Raw genomic sequence first — 23,266 nt, 5'->3', positions numbered from 1 at the left:
GTAGCCACCATGACGTCCACGAGTGATTCCTCGCAGCCGCTGGTCAGCGTGATCATCGCCTCATACAACCATGCCCCCTATATCCAGGCGAGCATCGAGAGCGTGCTGCAGCAGAGCTACCCGAACATCGAGCTGCTGGTGGTGGACGACGGCTCCCGCGACGACAGCGTGGCGCGCATCGAGGCGCTGCAGAAGGTGCGTGGATTCGACTTTCGCGTGCAGGCCAACAAGGGCCTCTCGCGCACCCTGAACGAGACCATCGAGCGGGCCAGGGGCAGCCTGATCGCCCCCTTCGGCTCCGACGACATCATGTTGCCGCAGCGTATCGCCACCCAGGTGGCCTATATGGCTGACAAGCCCGAAGTGGGCATTTGCGCCGGCGCTATCCAGACCATCGACGCCGACGGCAGGCCCGGCGCCAAGCCGCGCGCGCTGCCGCTGCGGCGGCTGGACTTCGAGGATGTGTTCATGGACCGCAAGCCGGGCGCGCCGGCGCCCACCTTGCTGTTCCGTCGTGAGGCGCTGGAGCGGGTCGGCGGCTTCGAGCCCGAGGTGCGTCTCGAGGACCTGATGATCGAGCTGAAGATCACCCATGCCGGCTACTTCATCGATATTCTCGGCGAGCCCCTGGCGCTCTACCGGGTGCATGACAGCAACACCTACAAGAACTACCGCTTCATGGTCGACAACGTGCTGAAGACCTATGCCCGTTTCAGCGACCACCCGGCCTACCCGGAGGTCTGCGCACGTTTTCGCAACTCGATGCTGCTCAAGTGCGCGCGCAGCGACCGCGCCCTTGCCTGGGCCCTGTTGCGCGAGATTCCGCCGCGCTTCTGGCGCTGGAAAACGCTGCGTGGCCTGGCGCGGATGCTGCTACCTACTCACTGACGGGACGGGAGCGGGCATAAGCGAGGAAGCCCTGTATGTCGCTGCTGCACAGTTTTTCGACAGTTTGTCTTATTTCTGCTTCGGGCCAGTTCCACCACGCGCTGTCGAGCAGTTCGTTTCGGGTTTTCTCATCGAAGCGCCAGCGCACGTGCCTGGCTGGATTGCCAGCGACTACAGAGTAGGGCGGAACATCGCGGCTGACGACTGCACCGCTGGCAACCACCGCCCCGTGGCCTACTGTGACGCCTGAGAGAATCGTACAGTTCGCGCAGAGCCAGACATCGCTGCCGATAATCACGTCGCCGCGGGTCCCGCCGTACTCGGTAATATGGGCTGCTTCCGGAAGGTAGGCCGGAAATGGGTAGCAGCTGACCCAGTCGATGCGGTGGTGGCCACCGAGGAATATCTGTACGTTGTCGGCAATTGAGCAAAAATTGCCGATCTTGAGTGTGCTGCCTTCGTCCCAGTCGTGAACCAGTGGTAGGCCGTAGCTGCCGAGGCCTATCTGATATTGGGGGTAGCGCTGGCGAAAACGGATTTGCGGCCGGTAGAAACGGGGTTGCTCTGGGCCTTTCCGCCAGCGTTTCCAGGCTTTCCTGATGCGCTGCTCAAGTTCCTTCCATTTCACGGGCCTGCTCCTTACCTCTGCAGATGAACCAGGTGGCAGTCAGTAGAGCCATGGGGATCCAGATTAGGAACCAATGCTCCTTGGGGCGCGAGAGAAAGGCGCCGCCCTCGGTCATGCTGGCTGCCAAACCAAACACCAATAGACCTGAGCAGATCATCACCGAGGGCACCTTGCGGTTGCGCCAGGCAAATATAAAGGCAACTGCATACAGTGAGAGCCAGAGCGCCAAACCCACGGTCCCACCGTAGTAGAGGACGGCCAGCAGCATGTTGTGCGGATCCGCCATCGCGTAGTTGTGCGCTGTGATCCAGATGCTCAGGGGGGCGTCATAACCCTGGCCTAGCCAGGGGGCCTCGAGGATTTGCAGCCAGGCCTTGCCCCAGATTTCCGGGCGAGACGATAGCCCTCTGCTGGTGAGTTCGTCGGGGTAGAGATTGATGAGCAGGATGCCGATCACTGCGACGGCGGCCAGTGCGATAAGGCTGCGCCTGTTCCAGTGGGCGATTACCAGCCATAGCAGGCAAGCAGTCAGGGCCATGATTGGGGTTCGCGACCCCGTCTCCAGAAGCAGGACCGCTAATATGCTTAGCGAGATCAGTGCCAGTGGGTTGAACACACTCTTGCCGTTGAACCAGTAACCGGCCCATAGCGCAGCGAAGAAGCCATAGACGTGCGAACTGAGCAAGGGATTGTATAGGGCACCATAGCCAGACAGGCGTCCTGCCCCACCGTTATACAGATGGAAGCCTAGGGCTGCTGCGCCGGCCAGGCTGGCGAAAATGGCGCTGGCTTTGAGGCTGAAAAGCAGTCGCTGCGGCGCTTGTTGTGCCAGCAGGGCTGCAGAGAAGAACAGGAACAGCACGTATATGGGTCTTTTGACCAGTGAGCCGAAGGCGTCGTCGGTGCTGGACCAGGCAAGACTAATGGCTGTGTACAGGCCGAATAGAAAGAATGCGGCGATCAGCGGGGACGTGAACAGATCCTTGATATCTCGGGGGCGGCCGAGCAAGGCGAGCAGCGTTGGGGCGGCCAGCAGGAGGTAATACAATTTGTGGTAGAGCGCCCTGTCCCCTATCCAGAACATTCCGGTGAGCAGCGCGAACCAGCCAGTGGGCAGAATGTATTGAACCAGCCAAGTAGAGGTCTTGGTCAGCCGATTGCCAAAAGCGAGGAGTGCAGTCACGGAGTTCTCAGGTCAAAGCGTTTTTAGTTGGTTGGCCAAGGCCAGCGCTGCCGGGTGTGTGCTGGCGGCAATATAGGCATTCCAAAAAGCCTGCCCGGCATCATTCAGTAACCAGCGTCGATCTTCGGTGTAGCGCAGCATGTGGCGAAAATTCCTCAGGCGTTTGTGTCGACCCAAGGGCGTTGTCTGGCCTTTCAGGTCGGAGATGTCAATCAAACCCAGAGTGTGGTCAGGGGTCAGCACGATATTGCCAAGGTGCAGGGAACGAAAGTAAATCCCCCGGTCGTGCAGAGTGGCGATAAAGGCTCCCAGCTGTTCCTTGAGGTGCCGGTCGGCGCTGTCGGAGCGATGCAGGTAGAGCTGACGCAAGGTTTCCCCGGGGAGCGGTTGGTAATGCACGACATCTCGCGCCAGGGTACTCACCCGATAAACTGCAAGCACCTTGGGGCAGGGGATGTCATGTGTTTGCAGTAGCTTGGCGTTATCAGCGAAGCGTTGGGCGTAGGGATAGTACAGGGCCGAGGAAAGCAGGCGCTTACGGCGAAACAGCTTAAGAAAGTTGCCATCGGCGAGGCGCAGTACCTTGTCACCGTACCGGTCGGCCTCCAGGACTTTGGCGTCAGCGCTCAATCTAAGGTAAGCGTCGTGATCCAGGGCTTGCATCAATCAATGGGTCTCGTGTGAAGGCCGCGTATATTAACTCAGTCATCCTGTTGAAAGAGGAAAAAAGGCCCTGTGTTACACTCCCGCCCCCCTTTTAGAGCGCAGAGCCTATGAGCCGCAACGATCAGTCCGAGCCCTCCAGCCTGAAGGTCTACTTCCGTCTGCTGGGTTATGTGAAGCCCTATATCGGCTTCTTCATGCTCAGCATCGTCGGCTTCGTCATCTTCGCCTCAACCCAGCCCATGCTGGGTTACGTCCTCAAGTACTTCGTCGACGGTCTGTCGAATCCCGAGGCCAGCTTCTTCGCCAGCGTCCCCTACCTGTCGGAGATTCCCTTCCTCGCCCACTTGAAGCTGCTGCAGACGGTGCCGCTGCTGATCGTGCTGATCGCGCTGTGGCAGGGCATCGGCTCCTACCTGGGCAACTATTTCCTGGCCAAGGTCTCCCTAGGGCTGGTGCATGACCTGCGCGTGGAGTTGTTCGACAAGTTGCTGGTGCTGCCCAACCGCTACTTCGACAACCACAACTCCGGGCATCTGATCTCGCGCATCACCTTCAACGTGACCATGGTCACCGGCGCGGCCACCGACGCGATCAAGGTGGTGATCCGCGAAGGCATGACGGTGGTGTTCCTGTTCACCACCCTGCTGCTGATGAACTGGAAGCTAACCCTGGTGATGCTGGCGATCCTGCCGGTGATCGGCCTGATGGTCAGCAGCGCCAGCAAGAAATTTCGCAAGCAGAGCAAGAAGATCCAGGTGGCCATGGGCGACGTCACTCACGTCGCCTCCGAGACCATCCAGGGTTATCGCGTGGTGCGCAGCTTCGGTGGCGAGCCCTACGAGTCGCAGCGCTTTCGCTTCGCCTCCAGCGACAACACCCGCAAGCAGTTGCGCATGACCAAGACTGGCGCCATCTACACGCCGATGCTGCAACTGGTGATCTACAGCGCCATGGCGGTGCTGATGTTCCTGGTGCTGTTCATGCGCGGCGATGCCTCGGCCGGCGATCTGGTGGCCTACATCACCCTGGCCGGCCTGCTGCCCAAGCCGATCCGTCAGCTCTCGGAGGTCAGCTCGACCATCCAGAAGGGCCTGGCCGGCGCCGAGAGCATCTTCCAGCAGCTCGACGAGGCGCCCGAGGTGGATCGCGGCAGTGTCGAGCGCGAGCGGGTCGGTGGCCGTCTCGAGGTGCGCAACCTGAGCTTCAGCTACCCCGGCAGCGAAAAGGCCGTGCTCGTCGACGTCAGTTTCACTGCCGAGCCGGGACAGATGATCGCCCTGGTCGGCCGCTCCGGCAGCGGCAAGTCGACCCTGGCCAACCTGATTCCGCGCTTCTACCACCATGAGCAGGGGCAGATCCTCCTCGACGGGGTCGATGTCGAGGACTACAGCCTGCGCAACCTGCGCCGGCATATCGCCCTGGTGACCCAGCACGTCACCCTGTTCAACGACACGGTGCGCAACAACATCGCCTATGGCGACCTGGCCGGCGCGCCGCTGGAGGCGGTCAAGCAGGCCGCCGCCGATGCCTACGCCGCCGAGTTCATCGAGAAGATGCCGCAGGGCTACGACACCCTGGTCGGCGAGAACGGCGTGCTGCTTTCCGGCGGCCAGCGCCAGCGCCTGGCCATCGCCCGCGCCTTGCTCAAGGACGCGCCGCTGCTGGTGCTCGACGAGGCCACCTCGGCACTCGACACCGAGTCCGAGCGGCATATCCAGGCCGCGCTGGATAAGGTGATGCAGGGCCGCACCACCCTGGTGATCGCCCACCGCCTGTCCACCATCGAGAAGGCCGACCTGATCCTGGTGATGGACCAGGGGCAGATCGTCGAGCGCGGCAGCCACGCGGAGCTGCTGGCGCGCAATGGCTACTATGCGCGCCTGCACGCCCGTCAGTTCGAGGAGGGGGGCGAGGTCGTCGCCGCCGAACAGGACGCCTGATGCTCAACCATTTGCGCAGCTGGCGCGAGCGCGGTTGGACGCCCATCGATGCGGCCGGCTATGCCGAGGCCTGGGCCCGTTTCGGCGGCAGCGTCATCACCCAGCCGCAGGTCGTCGCCCGCCTGGCCGGGCTGGCGGGCGTGCCGGTGCGCTACCTCGGGCATTGCGTCGACGGCGAGCTCAGGGCGGCGATCCCCACCTGGGGACGGCACCTGGCGTTGTCGCGGCCAGTGTTGAAGCGCCGGGGGCTGCGCAATCTCTTCGACCTGGGCAATGCCGAGGTGATCCTGCCGGTCGCGCCGAACGCGGGGGTGCCGTTGCGGCATGAGGTCGCCTACCTTTCCGAGTTGAACCGGCATGGCTTCAGTGGCTTGCGGCCGCAGCAGGAGCAGCTGGCCATGGCGCGGGCGCCGGAGGAGTGGTCGAAGAAGTTTCGTTACAACCAGCGGCGCGAATTGCGCCTGTTCGAGGAGGCGGGCGGCGTGGTGCGGGCGGTGGCGGAGTTCACCCCTGCCGAGCTGGCGGCCATCTACGGCGAGCTGTTCGAGCGCCGCTGGGGCTTCGAGGTGCCGGGCAAGCCGAGGCTGGCCGAGGTCTTCGGTCTGATGCGGGAATTCCTCCAGGGATCGCTGTTGATGCTGGACGGTTTTCCGGTGGCCGTTCAGGTGCTGTACAGGGCCGAATCGGCAGACTGGATCAGCTACGAGTACATCAATGGCGGTGTCGACCCTCGGGCTCAGCACCTCAGTCCCGGCAGCGTCCTCAGCTTCATCAACACCCAGGCTGCCTGGGCGGACGCGCGGGCGCGGGGCAAGGTATTGCGTTACTCGTTCGGGCGGGCCGATCGGGACTACAAGGATCGTTGGTGCAACAGGGTTGCCACCTTTAGGGTGTGAGTGAATGGATACACGCAAACAACAACTGCTGCGCCGTCACCGGCGCGGCAAGCGCCTGTTCATGGTCGCGGCGCTGCTGGTGCTGGTGGCGCTGGACTGGTTTGCCGGCTGGAACAGCCTGCCGGTGTTTCTGGTGCTGGCCTGGATCGCCCACGAGGCCTGGTTCGCCGACCACCTCTTCTATTCGCCGCGCGAGGACTATCGCTACGCCTTCCCCGACTCGGCGCCGCAGTTGGCCGGCCGTCTGGAAAAGGGGCGGCTGCAGCTGGACCTCGCCCAGCTGCCGGCCGAGGCCGACACCCTGATCCTCGCGGTGCAGGTACGCAGCACCTGGCTGGGTCGCTGGCTGGATCCCCATGTACTGATTCGCGACGGCCAGCCCTGCGATCGTCAGGACTTCGAGCGCGGCGTGCGCGGCTGTCGCTACCTCAACCTGTCCGGTCTGCTGCCGGCTCTCCGGGAGGGGCGCGTACAGTTGCGCGGACGCTTCTGCCGACTGGGCGCGGAGGTCAGTCTGTATGCCTTCAGCAATCCGGACTATGCCGCGCGTCGCCTGATGATCATCGCCCCCCATGCCGACGATGCTGAACTCGCCGCCTTCGGCCTCTACAGCCGCAGTGCGGAGGTCAGCATCGTCACCCTCACCCAGGGCGAGGTCGAGGCCCAGCATTATCGCCGCATGGGGCTCGACAAGGCGGCTGCCGCTCGCCTCAAGGGCCGACTGCGCAGTTGGAGCAGCCTCAGCGTGCCGCTCTGGGGCGGCGTGCCGGCGAGCCGCTGCGTGCAGCTGGGGTATTACTGCCTGCAACTGACGGCCATGCGCGCCGAGCCGCACCGGGCCTTCCCGTCGCTGGAGTCCGGCGAGTCGGACATCCGCAGCGTGCGCCGGTTCAACCCCCTGGCGCTGCCGGGCGATGTCGACGGCACGCCCAGCTGGCACAACCTGGTGGGTGACCTCGCGGCGTTGCTCAAGCGCTTTCGCCCCGAGGTGGTGGTGCTGCCCCACCCGGAACTGGATCCCCATCCCGACCATATCCAGGCCAGCCGGGCGCTGGACGAGGCCGTCGCGCTCGCTGGTTGGTGCCCCGAGGTGCGCCTGCTCTACGCCAATCACCTCTATGACAACGATCGCTGGCCCATGGGCCCGGTCGGCGCCGGCGTGGCGCTGCCGCCGCGTCAGCAACCCCTGCCGGCGGACGGCCTGTGGAGCCCGCTGCTGGATGCGGGGGCTCGGCTGGACAAGACCCAGGCCCTGGCCATGCAGCACGACCTGCAGACCCCCCTGCCGCTGAAGAAGCGCCTGCGCCGGCTCATCCAGTGGCTGCTGGTCGGGCGGCGCTGGCCGGAGGTGGGGCAGGACGATTTCTTCCGCAAGGCGGTGCGTCGTCACGAGCTGTTCTGGGTGCGTCGCGCCGGCGTGCGGGAGTCGCGGGCCGACTGAGCGGCTATGTTATGATCCGCGGCGTTTTCGACGCTCCGGAGCCACCATGAAGCTGACCCTGCCCCGTTACGATCAAGCCCCCGTCCTGGTGGTGGGCGACGTCATGCTCGACCGCTACTGGCATGGCGGCACCTCGCGCATTTCGCCGGAGGCGCCGGTGCCGGTGGTGCGCGTGGAGCAGATCGAGGATCGCCCGGGCGGCGCGGCCAACGTCGCGCTGAACATCGCCGCGCTCGGCGCGCCGGCGCTGCTGGTCGGCGTCACCGGCGAGGACGAGGCGGCCGACAGCCTGGCCGACAGCCTGGCCGCCGCCGGCGTCGAGGCACACTTCCAGCGCCGCGACGAGCAGCCGACCATCGTCAAGCTGCGCGTCATGAGCCGCCACCAGCAGCTGTTGCGCATGGACTTCGAAGAACCCTTCGCCACCGACACCCAGGCCCTGGCGCGCCAGGTCGAGGCACTGCTCGCCGGGGTCAAGGTGCTGGTGCTGTCCGACTACGGCAAGGGCGCGCTGCAGAACCACCAGGTGCTGATCCAGGCCGCGCGCGCCAGGGGCATCCCGGTGTTGGCCGACCCCAAGGGCAAGGACTTCTCCATCTACCGCGGCGCCAGCCTGATCACCCCCAATCTGCACGAGTTCGAGACCATAGTCGGCGGCTGCAAGGACGAGGCCGAGCTGGTCAGCAAGGGCGCCAAACTGATGCGTGAGCTGGAACTCGGCGCGCTGCTGGTGACCCGCGGCGAGCACGGCATGACCCTGCTGCGCCCGGAGCACGCACCGCTGCACCTGCCGGCGCGGGCGCGCGAGGTGTTCGACGTCACCGGCGCCGGCGACACGGTGATCTCCACCCTGGCCGCCTCCATCGCCGCCGGCGAGGAGCTGCCGCAGGCCGTGGCCCTGGCCAACCTGGCCGCCGGCATCGTGGTCGGCAAGCTCGGCACCGCTGCCATCAGCGCCCCCGAGCTGCGCCGCGCGGTGCAGCGCGAGGAGGGCTCCGAGCGCGGCGTGCTGAGCCTCGACCAGTTGCTGGTGGCGATCGAGGACGCCCGCGCCCACGGCGAGAAGATCGTCTTCACCAACGGCTGCTTCGACATCCTGCATGCCGGCCACGTGACCTACCTGGAGCAGGCGCGCGCCCAGGGCGACCGCCTGATCGTGGCGATCAACGACGACGCCTCGGTCAGCCGCCTCAAGGGCCCGGGCCGGCCGATCAACGCGGTGGACCGGCGCATGGCGGTGCTCGCCGGCCTCGGCGCGGTGGACTGGGTGGTGAGCTTCGCCGAGGACACCCCCGAGCGCCTGCTCAAGCAGGTGCAGCCGGACGTGCTGGTCAAGGGCGGCGACTACGGCATCGACCAGGTGGTCGGCGCCGATATCGTTCAGGCCTACGGCGGCGAGGTGCGCGTGCTCGGCCTGGTGGAGAACAGCTCGACCACCGCCATAGTCGAGAAGATCCGCAACAAATAGGCTGGACAGGCCGAAGGCCTGTCCACCACTCCACCGCTGGCGGTGGGCAAGGCGGGCGCCATGCTCACCCTACGTTCCTCTGTGTGACGGCTTGACCCGATTGCCGATGGCTCGTGGCTTGAGGGTCATAGGCGCTCGCCAGCCGGCGGCGCATCATCGATGGCATCCCCCCTGTGGAGCGAGATGCCATGACCGTCGATGTACAGGGCCAGGCCCTGAGCGTACTGAGCAAGCTGGCCCAGGCCGACTGGCCGGATCGCCTCAAGCTGCGCAAACCCTTCGAAAGACTCGTCTACAGCGGCAGCCGCGCCAGCTTCCGTCTGGCCGCCGGCAAGACGCGCACGCCGCGTCCGGAGGCGGCCGACGAGCTGTTCGACCTGTCGCTGTCCGACGAGCAGCAGATGCTGGTGGAGATGCTCCAGGGCTTCGCCCTGGACGTGCTGCGCCCGCTGGCGCACGAGGCCGACGCCCAGGCGCGGGTGCCGGCGGCGCTGCGCAGCCAGGCCCATGAGCTGGGCCTGGCCCACTATGGCGTCGGCGAGGCGCAGGGCGGCCTGGCCGGGGCGCGCACCGTGCTGAGTAACGCGCTGATCGGCGAAAGCCTGGCCAGGGGCGACTTCTCCCTGGCCGCCGCGCTGCTGCTGCCACTGTCGGCGGCCAACTGCATCCGCCGCTGGGGCTCGCCGGCGCAACAGGCGGCCTGGCTGCCGGCCTTCGTCAGCGAGGCGGGGGCGCAACCCTTCGCCCTCGCAGTGGGCGAGCCGGGCGTGCTGAGCGACCCGCGGGGGCCCGCCATGCGCGCGCGCAAACGCGGCAAAGCCTATCTGCTCGACGGCGAGAAGGCCCTGGTGCTGGGTGGGCTGGAGGCCAGCCGGCTGATCGTCAGCGCCCAGGCCGGCGACGGCCCGGCGCTGTTTATCGTCGATGCCGCGAGCAAGGGCATCGGCCGCCGCGCCGAGCCGGCCATGGGCCTCAAGGCCTGTGGCCTGGCGCGTATTCAACTCAAAGGCGTCAAGGTGCCGAGCGAGTGCCGGCTGGCTGGCGCTGGCTTCGATTTTCAGGCCTTTCTCGATCATTCCGCGCTGGCCTTCTGCGCCCTTGCCGTCGGCACGGCGCAGGCGGCGCTGGACTATGTGACCAGCTACTGCAACGAACGCCAGGCCTTCGGCGAGCCGATCAGCCATCGCCAGGGCGTGGCCTTTATGGTCGCCGACATCGCCATCGAACTGGACGCCATGCGCCTGCTGCTGTGGCGTGCCTGCGCCCGCGCCGAGGCCGGCCTGCCGTTCCGGCGCGAGGCCTACCTGGCGCGGCTGCTCTGTGCGGAGAAGGCGATGAAGATCGGCAGCGACGCGGTGCAACTGCTCGGCGGCCATGGTTTCACCCAGGAGCACCCGGTCGAGCGCTGGTACCGCGATCTGCGCAGCGTGGCCGTGCTGGCCGGCGGCCTTCATCTCTGAACAGGTGACAACGATGAATCTGGAAACCCCGAAGAAATTCCGCGGCCTGCAGCAGCAGGCGCAGCAGGTGGCCAAGCACTATTTCCGGCCGATCTCACGCAAGTACGACCAGGCCGAGCACGCCTATCCCAAGGAGCTGGACCTGCTCGCCGCGCTGCTTGACGGCATGAACGAGGGCTCGCCCGACGCCGTCGGCGCCGGTTCGGCGAGCAAGCGCGGCGCCGTCCGCGAACAGCAGGAGGGCGTCAAGAACGGCGGCAACCTGGCTGCGCTGCTCGGCGTGATGGAGCTGTGCTGGGGCGACGTCGGCCTGCTCCTGGCCATGCCGCGCCAGGGCCTGGGCAACGCGGCCATCGCCGCGGTGGCCAACGACGAGCAGCTGGCGCGCTTCGGTAGGACCTGGGCGGCCATGGCCATCACCGAACCGGGCTGCGGCTCGGACTCGGCGGCGATCCGCACCACGGCGGTGAAGGACGGCGAGCACTACGTGCTCAACGGCGAGAAGATCTTCGTCACCTCCGGCGAGCGCGCCGACGCCGTGGTGGTCTGGGCCAGCCTCGACCGCAGCCTGGGGCGCGCGGCGATCAAGTCCTTCGTGGTCGAGAAGGGCACGCCGGGCATGAGCGTGACGCGCCTGGAGAAGAAGCTCGGGATCAAGGCCTCGGACACCGCCTCGATCAGCTTCAGCGACTGCCGGGTGCCGGCGGCCAACCTCTTGGGCAACGCCGAGATCGACGTGCAGAAGGGCTTCGCCGGGGTCATGGAAACCTTCGACAACACCCGCCCGCTGGTCGCCGGCATGGCGGTCGGGGTGGCTCGGGCGGCGCTGGAACGCACCCGCGAGCTGCTGGTCAAGGCCGGCTGCCGCTTCGACTATGCCAAGCCCTTGCTGGCCGTGAGCCATGCCGAGGCCACCCTGTATCGGCTGGAGGCCGAGTGGGAAGCGGCGCGCCTGCTCACGCTCAAGGCCGCCTGGATGGCCGACAACAAGCTGCCCAACTCCAAGGAGGCCTCCATCGCCAAGGCCAAGGCCGGGCGGGTGGCCAGCGAGGTGACGCTCAAATGCGTCGAGCTGGCCGGCGCCCTGGGTTACGGCGAGGACGAACTGCTGGAGAAATGGGCGCGCGACTCGAAGATTCTCGACATCTTCGAAGGCACCCAGCAGATCCAGCTGCTGATCGTCGCCCGGCGCCTGCTGGGCAAGAGTTCCAGCGAACTCAAATAGGGCATCGCTGGGCAACGCCGTAGGTTGGCGCCGAGCGCGGCAACGCCCAACGGTCCGCGACATGGCCCGTCGGGTTTCGTCGCTACGCGCCTCAACCCAACCTGCTGGCTGGCAGTGCGGCGGCAGGGCACAAAAAAGCCCGCATCTGCGGGCTTTTTGCTTAGAAACGGAAGACTTCGGTATCGATCTTGATGGGTTCGGCCACCGGAATCTTCGGCCCGGGTTCCTGCGGTTTGGCCTTGGCCACCGGGGCCTTCTTGCGCGGTGGCTCGGCGGGGGCCTCCTCGGCCACGGCAATCGGCTGGATGGCCACCGCCAGCTCGGCGGCCAGGCGTTGCAGCAGCAGGCTCTGCGCCTTGACCTGCTCGGCCACGGCGCCGTTGTGGCCCTCCTCCAGGCGCACCAGGCGGCTGTCGCGCAGCTGGCCGCGGCGATCCAGCAGGCGCCACTGCGCTTCCAACACCGCCGGCACCAGCGGGCCGGAGTCGAGGCGGGTGATGGTCAGCATCACCTGGGCGTCGGCGCTGAAGCCGGGGGCGGCCGGCGCCAGGGCCAGGCGCTGGCTGTCCAGGCGCCAGGCCAGTTGGCGCAGCAACTGCTGGTCGATGTCGTTGGCCAGGCCGCTGGCCCAGCGGGCATCGCGGGCGGCCACCAGGCTGCCGTCGGCCTGACGCTGCAGCAGGTGTTCCTGGCGCAGGTAGTCGGCGATGCTGACCGGGCCGACCAGCACCGCCATGCCGCTGTCCTTGGCCGGGGCGACGGCACTGCCGCTGTCGAGTTGGTAGAGTGGCACCGGCTTCTGCTGCAGCAGGCTGCAACCGCTCAGGCTGAGCAGGGTGGTCAGAAGCAGGGCCAGGGGGCGTACTACAGTCATCATTCGTTCCCGGCAGCCGCTGCGGGCGGCTGCGCATCAATCCCATGTCATGCCGGCGGGTCGTCATCCTGACGACCCGGGTCGCGTATCATCCGTCAAACCGCGCCGCGACTCCAGCCTTGCCCGCCTGTCGGTAGGGGCGGCGCTTATTCCACCAGCAACTGGTCGACGCGCTGGAAGCCGCGCGGCAGCTTGTTGCCGCGGCGGCCGCGCTCGCCCTTGTAGTGCTCCAGATCGTCGGCCTTGAGGGTCAGGGTACGCTTGCCGGCCTGCAGCACCAGCGAGCTGCCGGCGGGCAGCACGGCCAGATCGGTGAGGTATTCCTCGCGGCTGGCCACCCGTTCACCGGGGATGCCGATGATCTTGTTGCCCTTGCCTTTGCCCAGTTGCGGCAGGTCGGCGACCTTGAACAGCAGCAGGCGGCCTTCGGTGGTCACCGCCGCCAGCCAGTCGTTCTCGACGCTGGCCACCGGCTTGGGCGCCACCACCCGGGCGCCGTTGGGCAGGCTGAGCAGGGCCTTGCCGGCCTTGTTCTTGGCCTGCAGGTCCTCGCCCTTGACCACGAAGCCGTAGCCGGCGTCCGAGGCGATCACGTACAGGGCGCTGTCCTCCGGCAGCAGCACGCAGTCGAAGGTCGCCCCCGGCGGCGGGGTCAGACGACCGGTCAGCGGCTCGCCCTGACCGCGCGCCGACGGCAGGCTGTGGGCGGCGAGCGAATAGCTGCGTCCGGTGGAATCGATAAACACCGCGTACTGGTTGGATCGGCCCGGCGCGGCGGCCTTGAAGCCGTCGCCGGCCTTGTAGGACAGCCCGGTGGCGTCGATGTCGTGGCCCTTGGCGCAGCGCACCCAGCCTTTCTCCGAGAGCACCACTGTGACCGGTTCGGTCGGCATCAGCTCGGTTTCCGACAGGGCGCGGGCCTCGGCGCGGGCGACGATCGGCGAGCGACGGTCGTCGCCGTACTTCTCGGCGTCCTCGAGAATTTCCTTGCGCACCAGCTTCTTCAGCTTGGCTTCGCTGCCGAGCAGGGCCAGCAGCTTCTCGCGTTCCTTGGCCAGGTCGTCCTGCTCGCCGCGGATCTTCATCTCTTCCAGGCGGGCCAGCTGGCGCAGGCGGGTGTCGAGGATGTAGTCGGCCTGCACCTCGGTCAGGCCGAAGGCCTCCATCAGTACCGGTTTCGGCTGGTCTTCGGTGCGGATGATGCGGATCACTTCGTCGAGGTTGAGGAAGGCGATCAGCAGGCCTTCCAACAGGTGCAGGCGCTTTTCCACCTTGTCCAGGCGGAACTGCAGGCGGCGCCGTACGGTGCCGACGCGGTACACCAGCCACTCGCTCAGCAGGGTGCGCAGGTCCTTGACCTGCGGCTTGCCGTCGAGGCCGATGACGTTGGTGTTGACCCGGTAGCTCGATTCCAGCTCGGTGGTGGCGAACAGGTGGGTCATCAGCTCGTCGGCATCGACGCGGTTGGAGCGCGGGATGATGACGATCCGGGTCGGGTGTTCGTGGTCGGATTCGTCGCGCAGGTCGGCGACCATCGGCAGCTTCTTGGCCTGCATCTGCGCGGCGATCTGCTCCAGCACCTTGGCCCCGGAGACCTGATGCGGCAGGGCGGTGACCACGATGTCGCCGTCCTCGACGCGGTAGACGGCGCGCATGCGCACCGAGCCGCGACCCGTTTCGTAGATCTTCAGCAGATCGGCCTTGGGCGTGATGACCTCGGCCTCGGTGGGAAAATCCGGGCCCTGGATATGCTCGCAGAGCTGCTCGACCGTGGCGCCCGGCTCGTCCAGCAGACGTACGCAGGCGGCGGCGACTTCGCGCAGGTTGTGCGGCGGCACGTCGGTGGCCATGCCGACCGCAATACCCGTCGTGCCGTTAAGCAGCAGGTTGGGCAGGCGTGCCGGCAGGGTCGCCGGCTCGTTCATCGTGCCGTCGAAGTTCGGCACCCAGTCGACGGTGCCCTGGCCCAGCTCGCTCAGCAGCACCTCGGAATAGCGCGACAGGCGCGCCTCGGTGTAGCGCATGGCGGCGAAGGACTTAGGATCGTCCGGCGCGCCCCAGTTGCCCTGGCCGTCGACCAGGGTGTAGCGGTAGCTGAACGGCTGCGCCATCAGCACCATGGCCTCGTAGCAGGCGCTGTCGCCGTGCGGGTGGAACTTGCCGAGCACGTCGCCGACGGTGCGCGCCGACTTCTTGTGCTTGGAGTCCGCGTCCAGGCCCAGCTCGCTCATGGCGTAGACGATGCGCCGCTGCACGGGCTTGAGGCCGTCGCCGATATGCGGCAGGGCGCGGTCCATGATCACGTACATGGAGTAGTTGAGATAAGCCTGCTCGGTGAAGTCGGCCAGCGACCGACGTTCCACGCCTTCCAGGCTCAAATCGAGGGATTCGCTCATGCGGGCCTCATTGCAAGGTTGATTGGCGCAGCACCAGGGTGCCGCCCTTTTGACTGAATTCGAGTTGTTGCAGCGCGCTCATGCCCAGCAGCACCTCGTCGCCGTCCATGCCCGGGGCGATCAGCGCGGCGACGTCGCGCAGTTCGATATCGCCCAGGCGCAGGCTGGCCAGGCGCGTGCGATGCCCGGTGGCACGGCCGTTGGCGGTGCTGATGACGATCGGCGCGCCGCGCGCCAGGCCAAGGCGCTCGGCCACGGCACTGGGCACCGCCACCTGGGTGGCGCCGGTGTCGAGCAGGAAGGTCACGTCCTGGCCGTCGATCTGCCCGTTGACCAGGTAATGGCCCTGGCGGCTGCTGGCCAGGCGCACCTCGACGAACCCCTCGCCCTGCACCGATTGCGGCACCTGGTTGGGGTTGCGCTGCTTGTCTTCCCAGTTGCCGAAGAAATGCGTGGCCAGCAGCAGGCCGGCACCCCAGGCGAGCACCCACATCACCCGTCCGGCGCGGCGGCCAGGCGTCTGCTCGCTCACGGACGACGGCTCCAGCCGCCCTTGGGCGCATTGAAGCGCCAGACCAGGGGGCGTTGCTCGCCGTCGGCGCGGGTCTGGCTGCCGTTGTCGACGCCGATCCAGGCGCCGTCCTGGTCGATCCACAGCGCTTCGGCCATGCCGTATTTCGGCGGGTAGCGACGCGCCTCGGCGAGCGCCTCGCCGGCGAACGACCAGCACAGCTCCGCCTCGCCGTTGCTCAGGGTGCGGCGGCAGATGCGATGAGCCTGGCGTTCGAGGGTGAACAGCTTCTCGCCAAAGTAGGCCAGGCCGGCGAAGTCGCGCGGCGCGGCGCGGCCGCCGAGCGCTGCGGGCGAGGGCTCTGCGCCGCTCTCGCTGATCAGCACGCAGCCGCCGGTGCAGCGCCAGGTGCTGTTCTGCCGGTGCAGCACGGTGAGGCCGCGGCGGCGCTGTTCGGCGGCCAGCCACAGGCGCTCGCCGCTGGGGTCGACGGCGATGCCCTCGAAGCCCTGGTTGAAGTGCAGCAGCATGCCGCTGGCACGCGCCTGGCGCACCAGGCCGCTGGGCAGGTTGAGCCACTGCGCGCTGCCGCTGGGTGCCACCTGCAGCACCGCGGCGCGCGTCTCGCTGACCAGGTAGCGGTTGCCCTGGGCATCGCAGGACAGCCCCTCGAAATCCAGCTTGCCGCCGCGTACCAGGCTGGCGGCCCAATTGCGCATGCGCAGGCCCCAGGGCAGGGCGCTGTCGGGCGGCTCGGGGGCGACGAAGGGTTCGCCCTCGGCGCGCAGCAGGCCGTCTTCCCGGTGCAGCTGGTAGAGGGTCGCGTCGTCGCGGTCGGACACCGCCCACAGCGCCTCGCCGCACTGGGCCAGGCCGGACAGGTTGCCGCCGGTCATCTCGCTCACCGGGTATTCGGCCTGCAGCTGCAGTTCCTCCAGCGCCACGGGCTCGGCGTGGGCGCCGCCGGCCAGCAGGCCGAGTGCCAGCAACAGCCTGCGCATCAGGCCAGTACCTCGGCCAGGTTGCCCTTGGTTTCCAGCCAGCTCTTGCGGTCGCCGGCGCGTTTCTTCGCCAGCAGCATGTCCATCACCTCGCGGGTGCCCTCGAAATCGTCCAGGGTCAGCTGCACCAGGCGGCGGGTGTTGGGGTCCATGGTGGTTTCGCGCAGCTGCGGCGGGTTCATCTCGCCGAGGCCCTTGAAACGGGTCACCTGCGGCTTGCCGCGGCGCTTCTCGGCCACCAGGCGGTCGAGGATGCCGTCGCGCTCGGCGTCGTCGAGGGCGTAGAAGATCTCCTTGCCCAGGTCGATGCGGTACAGCGGCGGCATGGCCACGTAGACGTGGCCGGCGTCGACCAGGGCGCGGAAGTGGCGGACGAACAGGGCGCAGAGCAGGGTGGCGATGTGCAGGCCGTCGGAGTCGGCGTCGGCGAGGATGCAGATCTTGCCGTAGCGCAGCCCGGAGAGGTCGCTGGAGCCGGGGTCGATGCCGATGGCCACGGCGATGTCGTGCACCTCCTGCGAGGCCAGCACCTCGCTGCCGTCGACTTCCCAGGTGTTCAGGATCTTGCCGCGCAGCGGCATGATCGCCTGGAACTCCTTGTCGCGCGCCTGCTTGGCGCTGCCGCCGGCGGAATCGCCCTCGACCAGGAACAGCTCGCAGCGCAGCGGGTTCTGCCCGGCGCAGTCGGCCAGTTTGCCTGGCAGCGCCGGGCCCTGGGTGATCTTCTTGCGCTCGACCTTCTTGCCCGCCTTGAGTCGACGGCCGGCGTTGCTGATGGCCAGCTCGGCCAGGGCCAGGCCGGTTTCCGGGTGGGCGTTGAGCCACAGGCTGAAGGCGTCTTTGACGACTCCAGAGACGAAGGCGGCGGCCTCGCGCGAGGACAGGCGCTCCTTGGTCTGCCCGGAGAACTGGGCGTCCTGCATCTTCATCGAGAGGACGAAGGCGATGCGTTCCCAGACGTCTTCCGGCGCCAGTTTTACCCCGCGCGGCAGCAGGTTGCGGAACTCGCAGAACTCGCGCATGGCGTCCAGCAGGCCCTGGCGCAGGCCGTTGACGTGGGTGCCGCCCTGGGCGGTGGGGATCAGGTTGACATAGCTTTCCTGCACCGCGTCGCCACCCTCGGGCAGCCACAGCAGGGCCCAGTCCACCGCCTCCTTGTTGCCGGCCAGGCTGCCGACGAAGGGTTCGGCGGGCAGGCGCTCGAACTCGCTGACGGCGTCGACCAGGTAGGAGCGCAGGCCGTCTTCATACAGCCACTCGACCTGCTCGCCGCTGGCTTTGTCGGTGAAGCTGACCGAGAGCCCCGGGCACAGCACGGCCTTGGCCTTGAGCACGTGCTTGAGGCGGCTGACCGAGAACTTGAAGGAGTCGAAATACTTGGCGTCGGGCCAGAAGTGCACGCTGGTGCCGGTGTTGCGCTTGCCCACCGTACCGACCACTTCCAGCTCGCTGGCCTTGAAGCCGTCGGCGAAGCTCATCTGGTACTCGTTGCCGTCGCGCTTGACGGTCACCACCACGCGGGTCGACAGGGCGTTGACCACGCTGATGCCGACGCCGTGCAGGCCGCCGGAGAACTGGTAGTTCTTGTTGGAAAACTTGCCGCCGGCATGCAGCTTGGTGAGGATCAGCTCGACGCCCGGCACGCCTTCTTCCGGGTGGATGTCCACCGGCATGCCGCGGCCGTCGTCGAGCACTTCCAGCGAGTTGTCCTCGTGGAGGATCACCTGGATCGACTTGGCATGCCCGGCCAGCGCCTCGTCGACGCTGTTGTCGATGACTTCCTGGGCCAGGTGGTTGGGCCGCGTGGTGTCGGTGTACATGCCCGGGCGCTTGCGCACCGGGTCGAGGCCGGAAAGGACTTCGATGGCGTCGGCGTTATAGGCGTTCTGCTGGGCCATGGGCTCTCTTGTTCGTCAAATGAGTGCGGAAAAGTCGGTATCGCGCCAGAGTGTGGCGTCGATCCCGGCGAAAGCGAAGAGCATCGGCAGGTCGGCGGCGAAGCCCTGGAAACCGTGGTCGCCGCCGGCCTGGATGCGCAGGGCGCAGGCCCGGTAGTAGCGTTCGGCGTCGCGGTAGTCGAGGGTCTCGTCGCCGGTTTGCAGCCATACCCGGTAGCGCACCGGGTCGCTGGGGGGCGCCACCTCAAGCTCGGCCAGGGCCTCGATGTGATCTTCGGTCAGTTCCCAGGTCTCGTCGCTGTAGTAATTCTGCTGCGGGCCGAGGTAACCGTCGAACCGCAGGTGCGGGCGTACCGCGGGATTGATCAGCAGCGCCTTGAGGCCATGGCGCTCGGCCAGATAGGTGGCGTAGTAGCCGCCCAGCGAGCTGCCCACCAGCACGGGTTGGCCGAGTTCCGCCACCAGGGCTTCGAGCTGCGCCATGGCCTGGCGCGGATGATGGTGCAGCGCCGGCACCCGCAGCCGGGCGTCGAGGCCCAGGCTGCGCATGGCGCGGCTCAGCTGGCTGGCCTTGTGCGAGGCCGGCGAGCTGTTGAGGCCGTGGATATAGAGGATGGATGCGGTCATGGGGCGGGAGGCTACTAGTCCGAGGCCGCAAGCTGCAAGCCTCAAGCTGATTGGGGGTGTTTCAGTAGCCCTTGACGCTGTAATCCACCTCGAAATGAATACCGGTGACGCGCGATACGCCGGTGTCCAGGCGGCCGTCGGCATGCAGGCGCAGCCAGCGGTAGCCGGGCGCCTCGCTGCCGACCTGGAATTCCTCGCTGCCGGGGGCGAACTGCACACAGGTGGAGGGCGAGGCGAGCAGGCGCAGGCCGCCGCGCTGCTGGTCGAATTCCTGGTGGATATGGCCCCAGAGCAGGGCCTTGGCCTGCCGGTGGCGGGCCAGCACGGCGAACAGGGCGTCCGGGTTGCGCAGGCCGATGGGTTCCATCCATTTGCAGCCGATGGACACCGGGTGGTGGTGCAGGCAGATCAGGTGGTGACGCTGCGGCGCCTCGCTCAGCGCCCGCTCCAGCAGCTCGAGCTGGCTGTCCGCGAGAAAGCCGGGCACCGCGCCGGGGATCGAGGAATCGAGCATGACGATGCGCCAGGCACCGAGGTCGATCACCGGCTCCAGCAGCGCGCTGCCGTTGCAGGCGGCCTGCATCGGCGGCACTTCGTCGTGGTTGCCGGCCAGCCAGCGCGCCGGCGCGCCGATGGCGGCGGTGAGCTGGCGGAAACGCTGGTAGGAGGCCTGACTGCCGTCCTGCGACAGGTCGCCGGTGGCCAGGATCAGGTCGATCTGCGCCTGCTCCTGCTGCACCCGTTCGATCACCCGCTGCAGGCTGTCGCAGGTGTCCATGCCCAGCAGCTTGCCATCCGCTTCGGCGAACAGGTGGCTGTCGGACAGCTGCACCAGCAGGACCGAGGAATCAGCGGAAGGGGTGGGCAGGCTCGGCAAGACCGTCTCCTAGGGCACAATCGGGTGAATTATGGTGGTTGCCGCGCTAAAGGGAAAACCCGCGAAGCGGACGCAGATCACAGAAAAAACGCCAGGAGCGTTTTTTGACGTCGCCTGCGACGGCCCGCAGGGTGGCCGCCAGGGATGGCAGGCCACAAAAGCCGTTCCGCGCTATCGGCCGGGCGGTGCGAAGCTTGACGGTTCAGATGACCGGCTGGGGTTCGTGGCCACAGGCCAGGCAATGGCTGAGCCATTCGCCGAGAAACAGGTTGAGCTGGCTCTTCTCGTCCGGCTGGTGCATGGCGGCATTGGGATAAGGGTAGCGGCTGTGCAGGCGGCGGGCATTCTCGGCACCGACCACTTCGGCCATGCGCGCGTCGTGATAGACCCGCACCTCCAGCTGCGGCACCGGCAGCCAGGGCAGGCTGTGCTCCTGGCGGGCGCGCAGGGTGGTGGTGTAGGGGCAGGCTTCGACCACTTCCAGGCTGAGCACGCCGAGCAGGCGGTCGCCCTGGCTCAGGGCCACGCGCCGCGCCTGGGGCTCGCTGCGCATGTCCGGCAGCAGGCGCATCAGGCGAGCGTAGTTGGCCTCGCAGGCGGCCTGCAGTTCGACCAGGTCGACCCGGTAGCGCTCGCGCACCAGGTTCACGACCACATCCCCCGCACTTCGTCGCGATTGAGCGCCAGCCATTGCAGGGCGATGATGCTGGCGGCGTTGTCGATGCGGCCGTCCTTCACCGCCTGCAGGGCATCGGCCAGCGGCCAGACGTGCACGCGGATGTCCTCGCCTTCCTCGGCCAGGCCATGCACGCCGCCGGCGCCCTCGCTGCTGCAGCGCCCGACGAACAGGTGCACGCGCTCGTCGGAGCCGCCGGGCGAGGGGTAGTACTGGGTAATCGGCCACAGCGCAGTCAGCTGCAGGTTGGCTTCCTCGACCGCCTCGCGGCGGGCGACCTCCTCGGGTTCTTCGTCCTTGTCGATCAGGCCGGCCACCAGCTCCAGCAGCCAGGGGTTGGCGCTCTTGTCCATGGCGCCGACGCGGAACTGCTCGATCAGCACCACCTCGTCGCGTTGCGCGTCGTAGGGCAGCACGCACACAGCGTCGTGGCGCACGAACAGCTCGCGACTGAGCTGCGGGCCCATGCCGCCGGCGAACTGGCGATGGCGCAGGCGAACCCGGTCGAGCTGGTAGAAGCCGCGGAAGCAGGCCTCGCGCTCGATGATGTCGATGTCGTCTTTGCCCATAGGCATCCCCCAACTGGCAGTAACGGGCCAGTTGGCCCGTTACCGATCACACTAGCGAGCTTAGCGCTGCCAGATCAAGCTTCCATGACCAGAGGGCTACACCTTCTGGTAGAGCTGGCTGCCCTGGGCCTTGAACTCCTCGGCCTTGGCCTGCATGCCCTGTTCGGCGTCCAGGTCGAGGGTGTCGATACGCTGTTCCTTAGCATAGTCGCGCACTTCCTGAGTGATCTTCATCGAGCAGAACTTCGGCCCGCACATGGAGCAGAAATGCGCCACCTTGGCCGAGTCCTTGGGCAGGGTCTCGTCGTGGAAAGCGCGGGCGGTGTCCGGATCCAGGCCGAGGTTGAACTGGTCTTCCCAGCGGAACTCGAAGCGCGCCTTGGACAGGGCGTTGTCGCGAATCTGCGCGCCCGGATGGCCCTTGGCCAGATCCGCCGCATGGGCGGCGATCTTGTAGGTGATGATGCCGGTCTTCACGTCATCCTTGTTCGGCAGGCCCAGGTGCTCCTTGGGCGTGACGTAGCAGAGCATGGCGCAGCCGAACCAGCCGATCATCGCCGCGCCGATGCCGCTGGTGATGTGGTCGTAGCCGGGGGCGATGTCGGTGGTCAGCGGGCCGAGGGTGTAGAACGGCGCCTCGTCGCAGCATTCCAGCTGCTTGTCCATGTTCTCCTTGATCAGCTGCATCGGCACGTGGCCGGGGCCCTCGATCATGCACTGCACGTCGTGTTTCCAGGCGATCTTGGTCAGTTCGCCGAGGGTTTCCAGTTCACCGAACTGCGCTTCGTCGTTGGCGTCGGCAATCGAGCCCGGACGCAGGCCGTCGCCCAGCGAGAAGCTGACGTCGTAGGCCTTCATGATTTCGCAGATGTCGTCGAAGTGGGTGTAGAGGAAGTTTTCCTTGTGGTGCGCCAGGCACCACTTGGCCATGATCGAGCCGCCGCGGGAAACGATACCGGTCACGCGTTTGGCGGTCATTGGCACATAGCGCAGCAACACGCCGGCGTGGATGGTGAAGTAGTCCACGCCCTGCTCGGCCTGTTCGATCAGGGTGTCGCGGAACAGCTCCCAGGTCAGGTCCTCGGCGACGCCGCCGACCTTCTCCAGCGCCTGGTAGATCGGCACGGTGCCGATCGGGACGGGGCTGTTGCGGATGATCCACTCGCGGGTCTCGTGGATGTGCTTGCCGGTGGACAGGTCCATCACGGTGTCCGAACCCCAGCGGATGCCCCAGGTCAGCTTGGCCACTTCTTCCTCGATGGAGGAGCCCAGGGCGCTGTTGCCGATATTGCCGTTGATCTTCACCAGGAAGTTGCGGCCGATGATCATCGGCTCCAGTTCCACGTGGTTGATGTTGGCCGGGATGATGGCGCGACCGCGGGCCACTTCGCTGCGCACGAACTCGGGGGTGATTTCCTTCGGAATCGAGGCGCCGAAGCTATGGCCGGCGTGCTGCTCGTTGAGCAGACCCGCCTCGCGGGCCTCGGCCAGCTTCATGTTTTCGCGGATGGCGACGTATTCCATCTCTGGGGTGATGATGCCCTGCTTGGCGTAGTGCATCTGGCTGACGTTCTTGCCGGCCTTGGCCCGGCGCGGGTTGCGCACGTGGGCGAAGCGCATGGCGGCCAGCTCGGCGTCGCCCAGGCGGCGCTGGCCGAACTCGGAGGACAGTCCCGGCAGCTTTTCGGTATCGCCGCGATCCTCGATCCAGGCGCTGCGCACGTCGGCCAGGCCCTTGCGCACGTCGATGGTGACGTTCGGATCGGTATAGGGGCCGGAGGTGTCGTAGACGGTGACCGGCGCGTTGATCTCGCCACCGAAGTCGGTGGGCGTCACGTCCAGGCTGATCTCGCGCATCGGCACGCGGATGTCCGGGCGCGAACCCTCTACATAGACTTTCTGCGAACGGGGAAAGGGTTGTACGGACTGCTGATCGACCTGAGCCGATTCACTCAGATTCTTTTGTTGTTGTGCACTCATCAAGGCTCTCTCCGGGGATGGTTGTCGGAGCAGAACCTGAGAGAGGAGGGGGCGGAGGCGCA

Annotated in this window: 20 protein-coding genes; 7 read left to right on the top strand and 13 right to left on the bottom strand. The window is 66.9% G+C overall.

What is annotated here, in order from left to right; genetic code table 11:
* Window positions 1-9 precede the first annotated feature (9 nt).
* Window positions 10-888, top strand: a complete 879-nt coding sequence (locus AC1G9C_RS22335; protein ID WP_480408816.1) for a glycosyltransferase family 2 protein — start codon at window positions 10-12, stop codon at window positions 886-888.
* On the opposite strand, the gene AC1G9C_RS22330 is transcribed toward AC1G9C_RS22335, so the two are convergent.
* Genes AC1G9C_RS22330 through AC1G9C_RS22320 form a run of 3 tightly spaced genes read right to left on the bottom strand, consistent with a single transcriptional unit; the run spans window position 878 to window position 3,362 of the window.
* Window positions 878-1,516: a CatB-related O-acetyltransferase gene (locus tag AC1G9C_RS22330; RefSeq protein ID WP_345940837.1), complete on the bottom strand. Its 639-nt coding sequence runs from the start codon at window positions 1,514-1,516 to the stop codon at window positions 878-880. The genes AC1G9C_RS22335 and AC1G9C_RS22330 overlap by 11 nt on opposite strands.
* Complete coding sequence (locus tag AC1G9C_RS22325) at window positions 1,497-2,699, bottom strand: O-antigen ligase family protein (protein WP_397495869.1); 1,203 nt, start codon at window positions 2,697-2,699, stop codon at window positions 1,497-1,499. The genes AC1G9C_RS22330 and AC1G9C_RS22325 overlap by 20 nt, the downstream gene beginning before the upstream one ends.
* 12 nt (window positions 2,700-2,711) lie before the next feature.
* On the bottom strand, window positions 2,712-3,362 hold the full coding sequence (locus AC1G9C_RS22320; protein ID WP_108234403.1) for a lipopolysaccharide kinase InaA family protein: 651 nt from the start codon (window positions 3,360-3,362) through the stop codon (window positions 2,712-2,714).
* A gap of 110 nt (window positions 3,363-3,472) precedes the next feature.
* On the opposite strand from AC1G9C_RS22320, the gene msbA reads away from it, so the two are divergent.
* The 6 genes from msbA (at window position 3,473) to AC1G9C_RS22290 (ending at window position 11,795) form a co-directional block, all read left to right on the top strand.
* The gene (msbA, locus tag AC1G9C_RS22315; protein WP_397495871.1) at window positions 3,473-5,305 is read left to right on the top strand and encodes a lipid A export permease/ATP-binding protein MsbA; all 1,833 of its coding nucleotides are present in this window, start codon (window positions 3,473-3,475) and stop codon (window positions 5,303-5,305) included.
* Window positions 5,305-6,201, top strand: a complete 897-nt coding sequence (locus AC1G9C_RS22310; RefSeq protein WP_480408815.1) for a GNAT family N-acetyltransferase — start codon at window positions 5,305-5,307, stop codon at window positions 6,199-6,201. The genes msbA and AC1G9C_RS22310 overlap by 1 nt, the downstream gene beginning before the upstream one ends.
* Window positions 6,202-6,205: 4 nt before the next feature.
* Window positions 6,206-7,642, top strand: coding sequence for a PIG-L deacetylase family protein (locus AC1G9C_RS22305; protein WP_480408814.1), 1,437 nt, complete (start codon window positions 6,206-6,208; stop codon window positions 7,640-7,642).
* A 46-nt stretch (window positions 7,643-7,688) separates the two neighbouring features.
* Window positions 7,689-9,110 (top strand): bifunctional D-glycero-beta-D-manno-heptose-7-phosphate kinase/D-glycero-beta-D-manno-heptose 1-phosphate adenylyltransferase HldE, encoded by a 1,422-nt coding sequence (gene hldE / locus AC1G9C_RS22300; protein ID WP_480408813.1) that lies wholly within the window; start codon window positions 7,689-7,691, stop codon window positions 9,108-9,110.
* 188 nt (window positions 9,111-9,298) lie between these two features.
* Window positions 9,299-10,570 carry an acyl-CoA dehydrogenase family protein gene (locus AC1G9C_RS22295; protein ID WP_480408812.1) on the top strand — a complete coding sequence of 424 codons (1,272 nt, stop codon included), beginning with the start codon at window positions 9,299-9,301 and terminating at the stop codon, window positions 10,568-10,570.
* Window positions 10,571-10,583: 13 nt separating this feature from the next.
* The gene (locus AC1G9C_RS22290; RefSeq protein ID WP_480408811.1) at window positions 10,584-11,795 is read left to right on the top strand and encodes an acyl-CoA dehydrogenase family protein; all 1,212 of its coding nucleotides are present in this window, start codon (window positions 10,584-10,586) and stop codon (window positions 11,793-11,795) included.
* Between the two features lie 160 nt (window positions 11,796-11,955).
* On the opposite strand, the gene AC1G9C_RS22285 is transcribed toward AC1G9C_RS22290, so the two are convergent.
* The 10 genes from AC1G9C_RS22285 to thiC all read right to left on the bottom strand — a co-directional run bounded on the left by AC1G9C_RS22285 (window position 11,956) and on the right by thiC (window position 23,204).
* On the bottom strand, window positions 11,956-12,672 hold the full coding sequence (locus AC1G9C_RS22285; RefSeq protein WP_122109187.1) for a PqiC family protein: 717 nt from the start codon (window positions 12,670-12,672) through the stop codon (window positions 11,956-11,958).
* Between the two features lie 143 nt (window positions 12,673-12,815).
* A complete protein-coding gene (parC, locus tag AC1G9C_RS22280; protein ID WP_480408810.1) occupies window positions 12,816-15,065 on the bottom strand; it encodes a DNA topoisomerase IV subunit A in 2,250 nt (749 codons plus the stop codon).
* A gap of 7 nt (window positions 15,066-15,072) precedes the next feature.
* The gene (locus AC1G9C_RS22275) at window positions 15,073-15,558 is read right to left on the bottom strand and encodes a retropepsin-like aspartic protease family protein (protein WP_371921475.1); all 486 of its coding nucleotides are present in this window, start codon (window positions 15,556-15,558) and stop codon (window positions 15,073-15,075) included.
* 35 nt (window positions 15,559-15,593) lie between these two features.
* Entirely contained in the window at window positions 15,594-16,577 is a 984-nt protein-coding gene (locus AC1G9C_RS22270) for an esterase-like activity of phytase family protein (RefSeq protein WP_480408809.1), read from the bottom strand.
* Window positions 16,577-18,475: a DNA topoisomerase IV subunit B gene (gene parE / locus AC1G9C_RS22265; RefSeq protein WP_397495878.1), complete on the bottom strand. Its 1,899-nt coding sequence runs from the start codon at window positions 18,473-18,475 to the stop codon at window positions 16,577-16,579. Before parE ends, AC1G9C_RS22270 begins: the two co-directional genes overlap by 1 nt.
* Window positions 18,476-18,490: 15 nt before the next feature.
* Complete coding sequence (locus AC1G9C_RS22260) at window positions 18,491-19,102, bottom strand: YqiA/YcfP family alpha/beta fold hydrolase (protein ID WP_021441929.1); 612 nt, start codon at window positions 19,100-19,102, stop codon at window positions 18,491-18,493.
* 61 nt (window positions 19,103-19,163) lie between these two features.
* Window positions 19,164-19,979 carry a 3',5'-cyclic-AMP phosphodiesterase gene (cpdA, locus tag AC1G9C_RS22255; protein WP_122109182.1) on the bottom strand — a complete coding sequence of 272 codons (816 nt, stop codon included), beginning with the start codon at window positions 19,977-19,979 and terminating at the stop codon, window positions 19,164-19,166.
* Window positions 19,980-20,181: 202 nt separating this feature from the next.
* On the bottom strand, window positions 20,182-20,634 hold the full coding sequence (locus AC1G9C_RS22250) for a DUF1249 domain-containing protein (RefSeq protein WP_021441927.1): 453 nt from the start codon (window positions 20,632-20,634) through the stop codon (window positions 20,182-20,184).
* On the bottom strand, window positions 20,625-21,224 hold the full coding sequence (locus AC1G9C_RS22245) for an NUDIX domain-containing protein (protein ID WP_021441926.1): 600 nt from the start codon (window positions 21,222-21,224) through the stop codon (window positions 20,625-20,627). The genes AC1G9C_RS22250 and AC1G9C_RS22245 overlap by 10 nt, the downstream gene beginning before the upstream one ends.
* 96 nt (window positions 21,225-21,320) lie before the next feature.
* Entirely contained in the window at window positions 21,321-23,204 is a 1,884-nt protein-coding gene (gene thiC, locus AC1G9C_RS22240) for a phosphomethylpyrimidine synthase ThiC (RefSeq protein ID WP_480408808.1), read from the bottom strand.
* Between the last annotated feature and the right edge of the window lie 62 nt (window positions 23,205-23,266).

This window comes from Pseudomonas sp. ABa2, from assembly GCF_056676075.1.
Note: the sequence above shows the minus strand (reverse complement) of the source record. Positions and strands in the feature narration are given on the sequence as shown.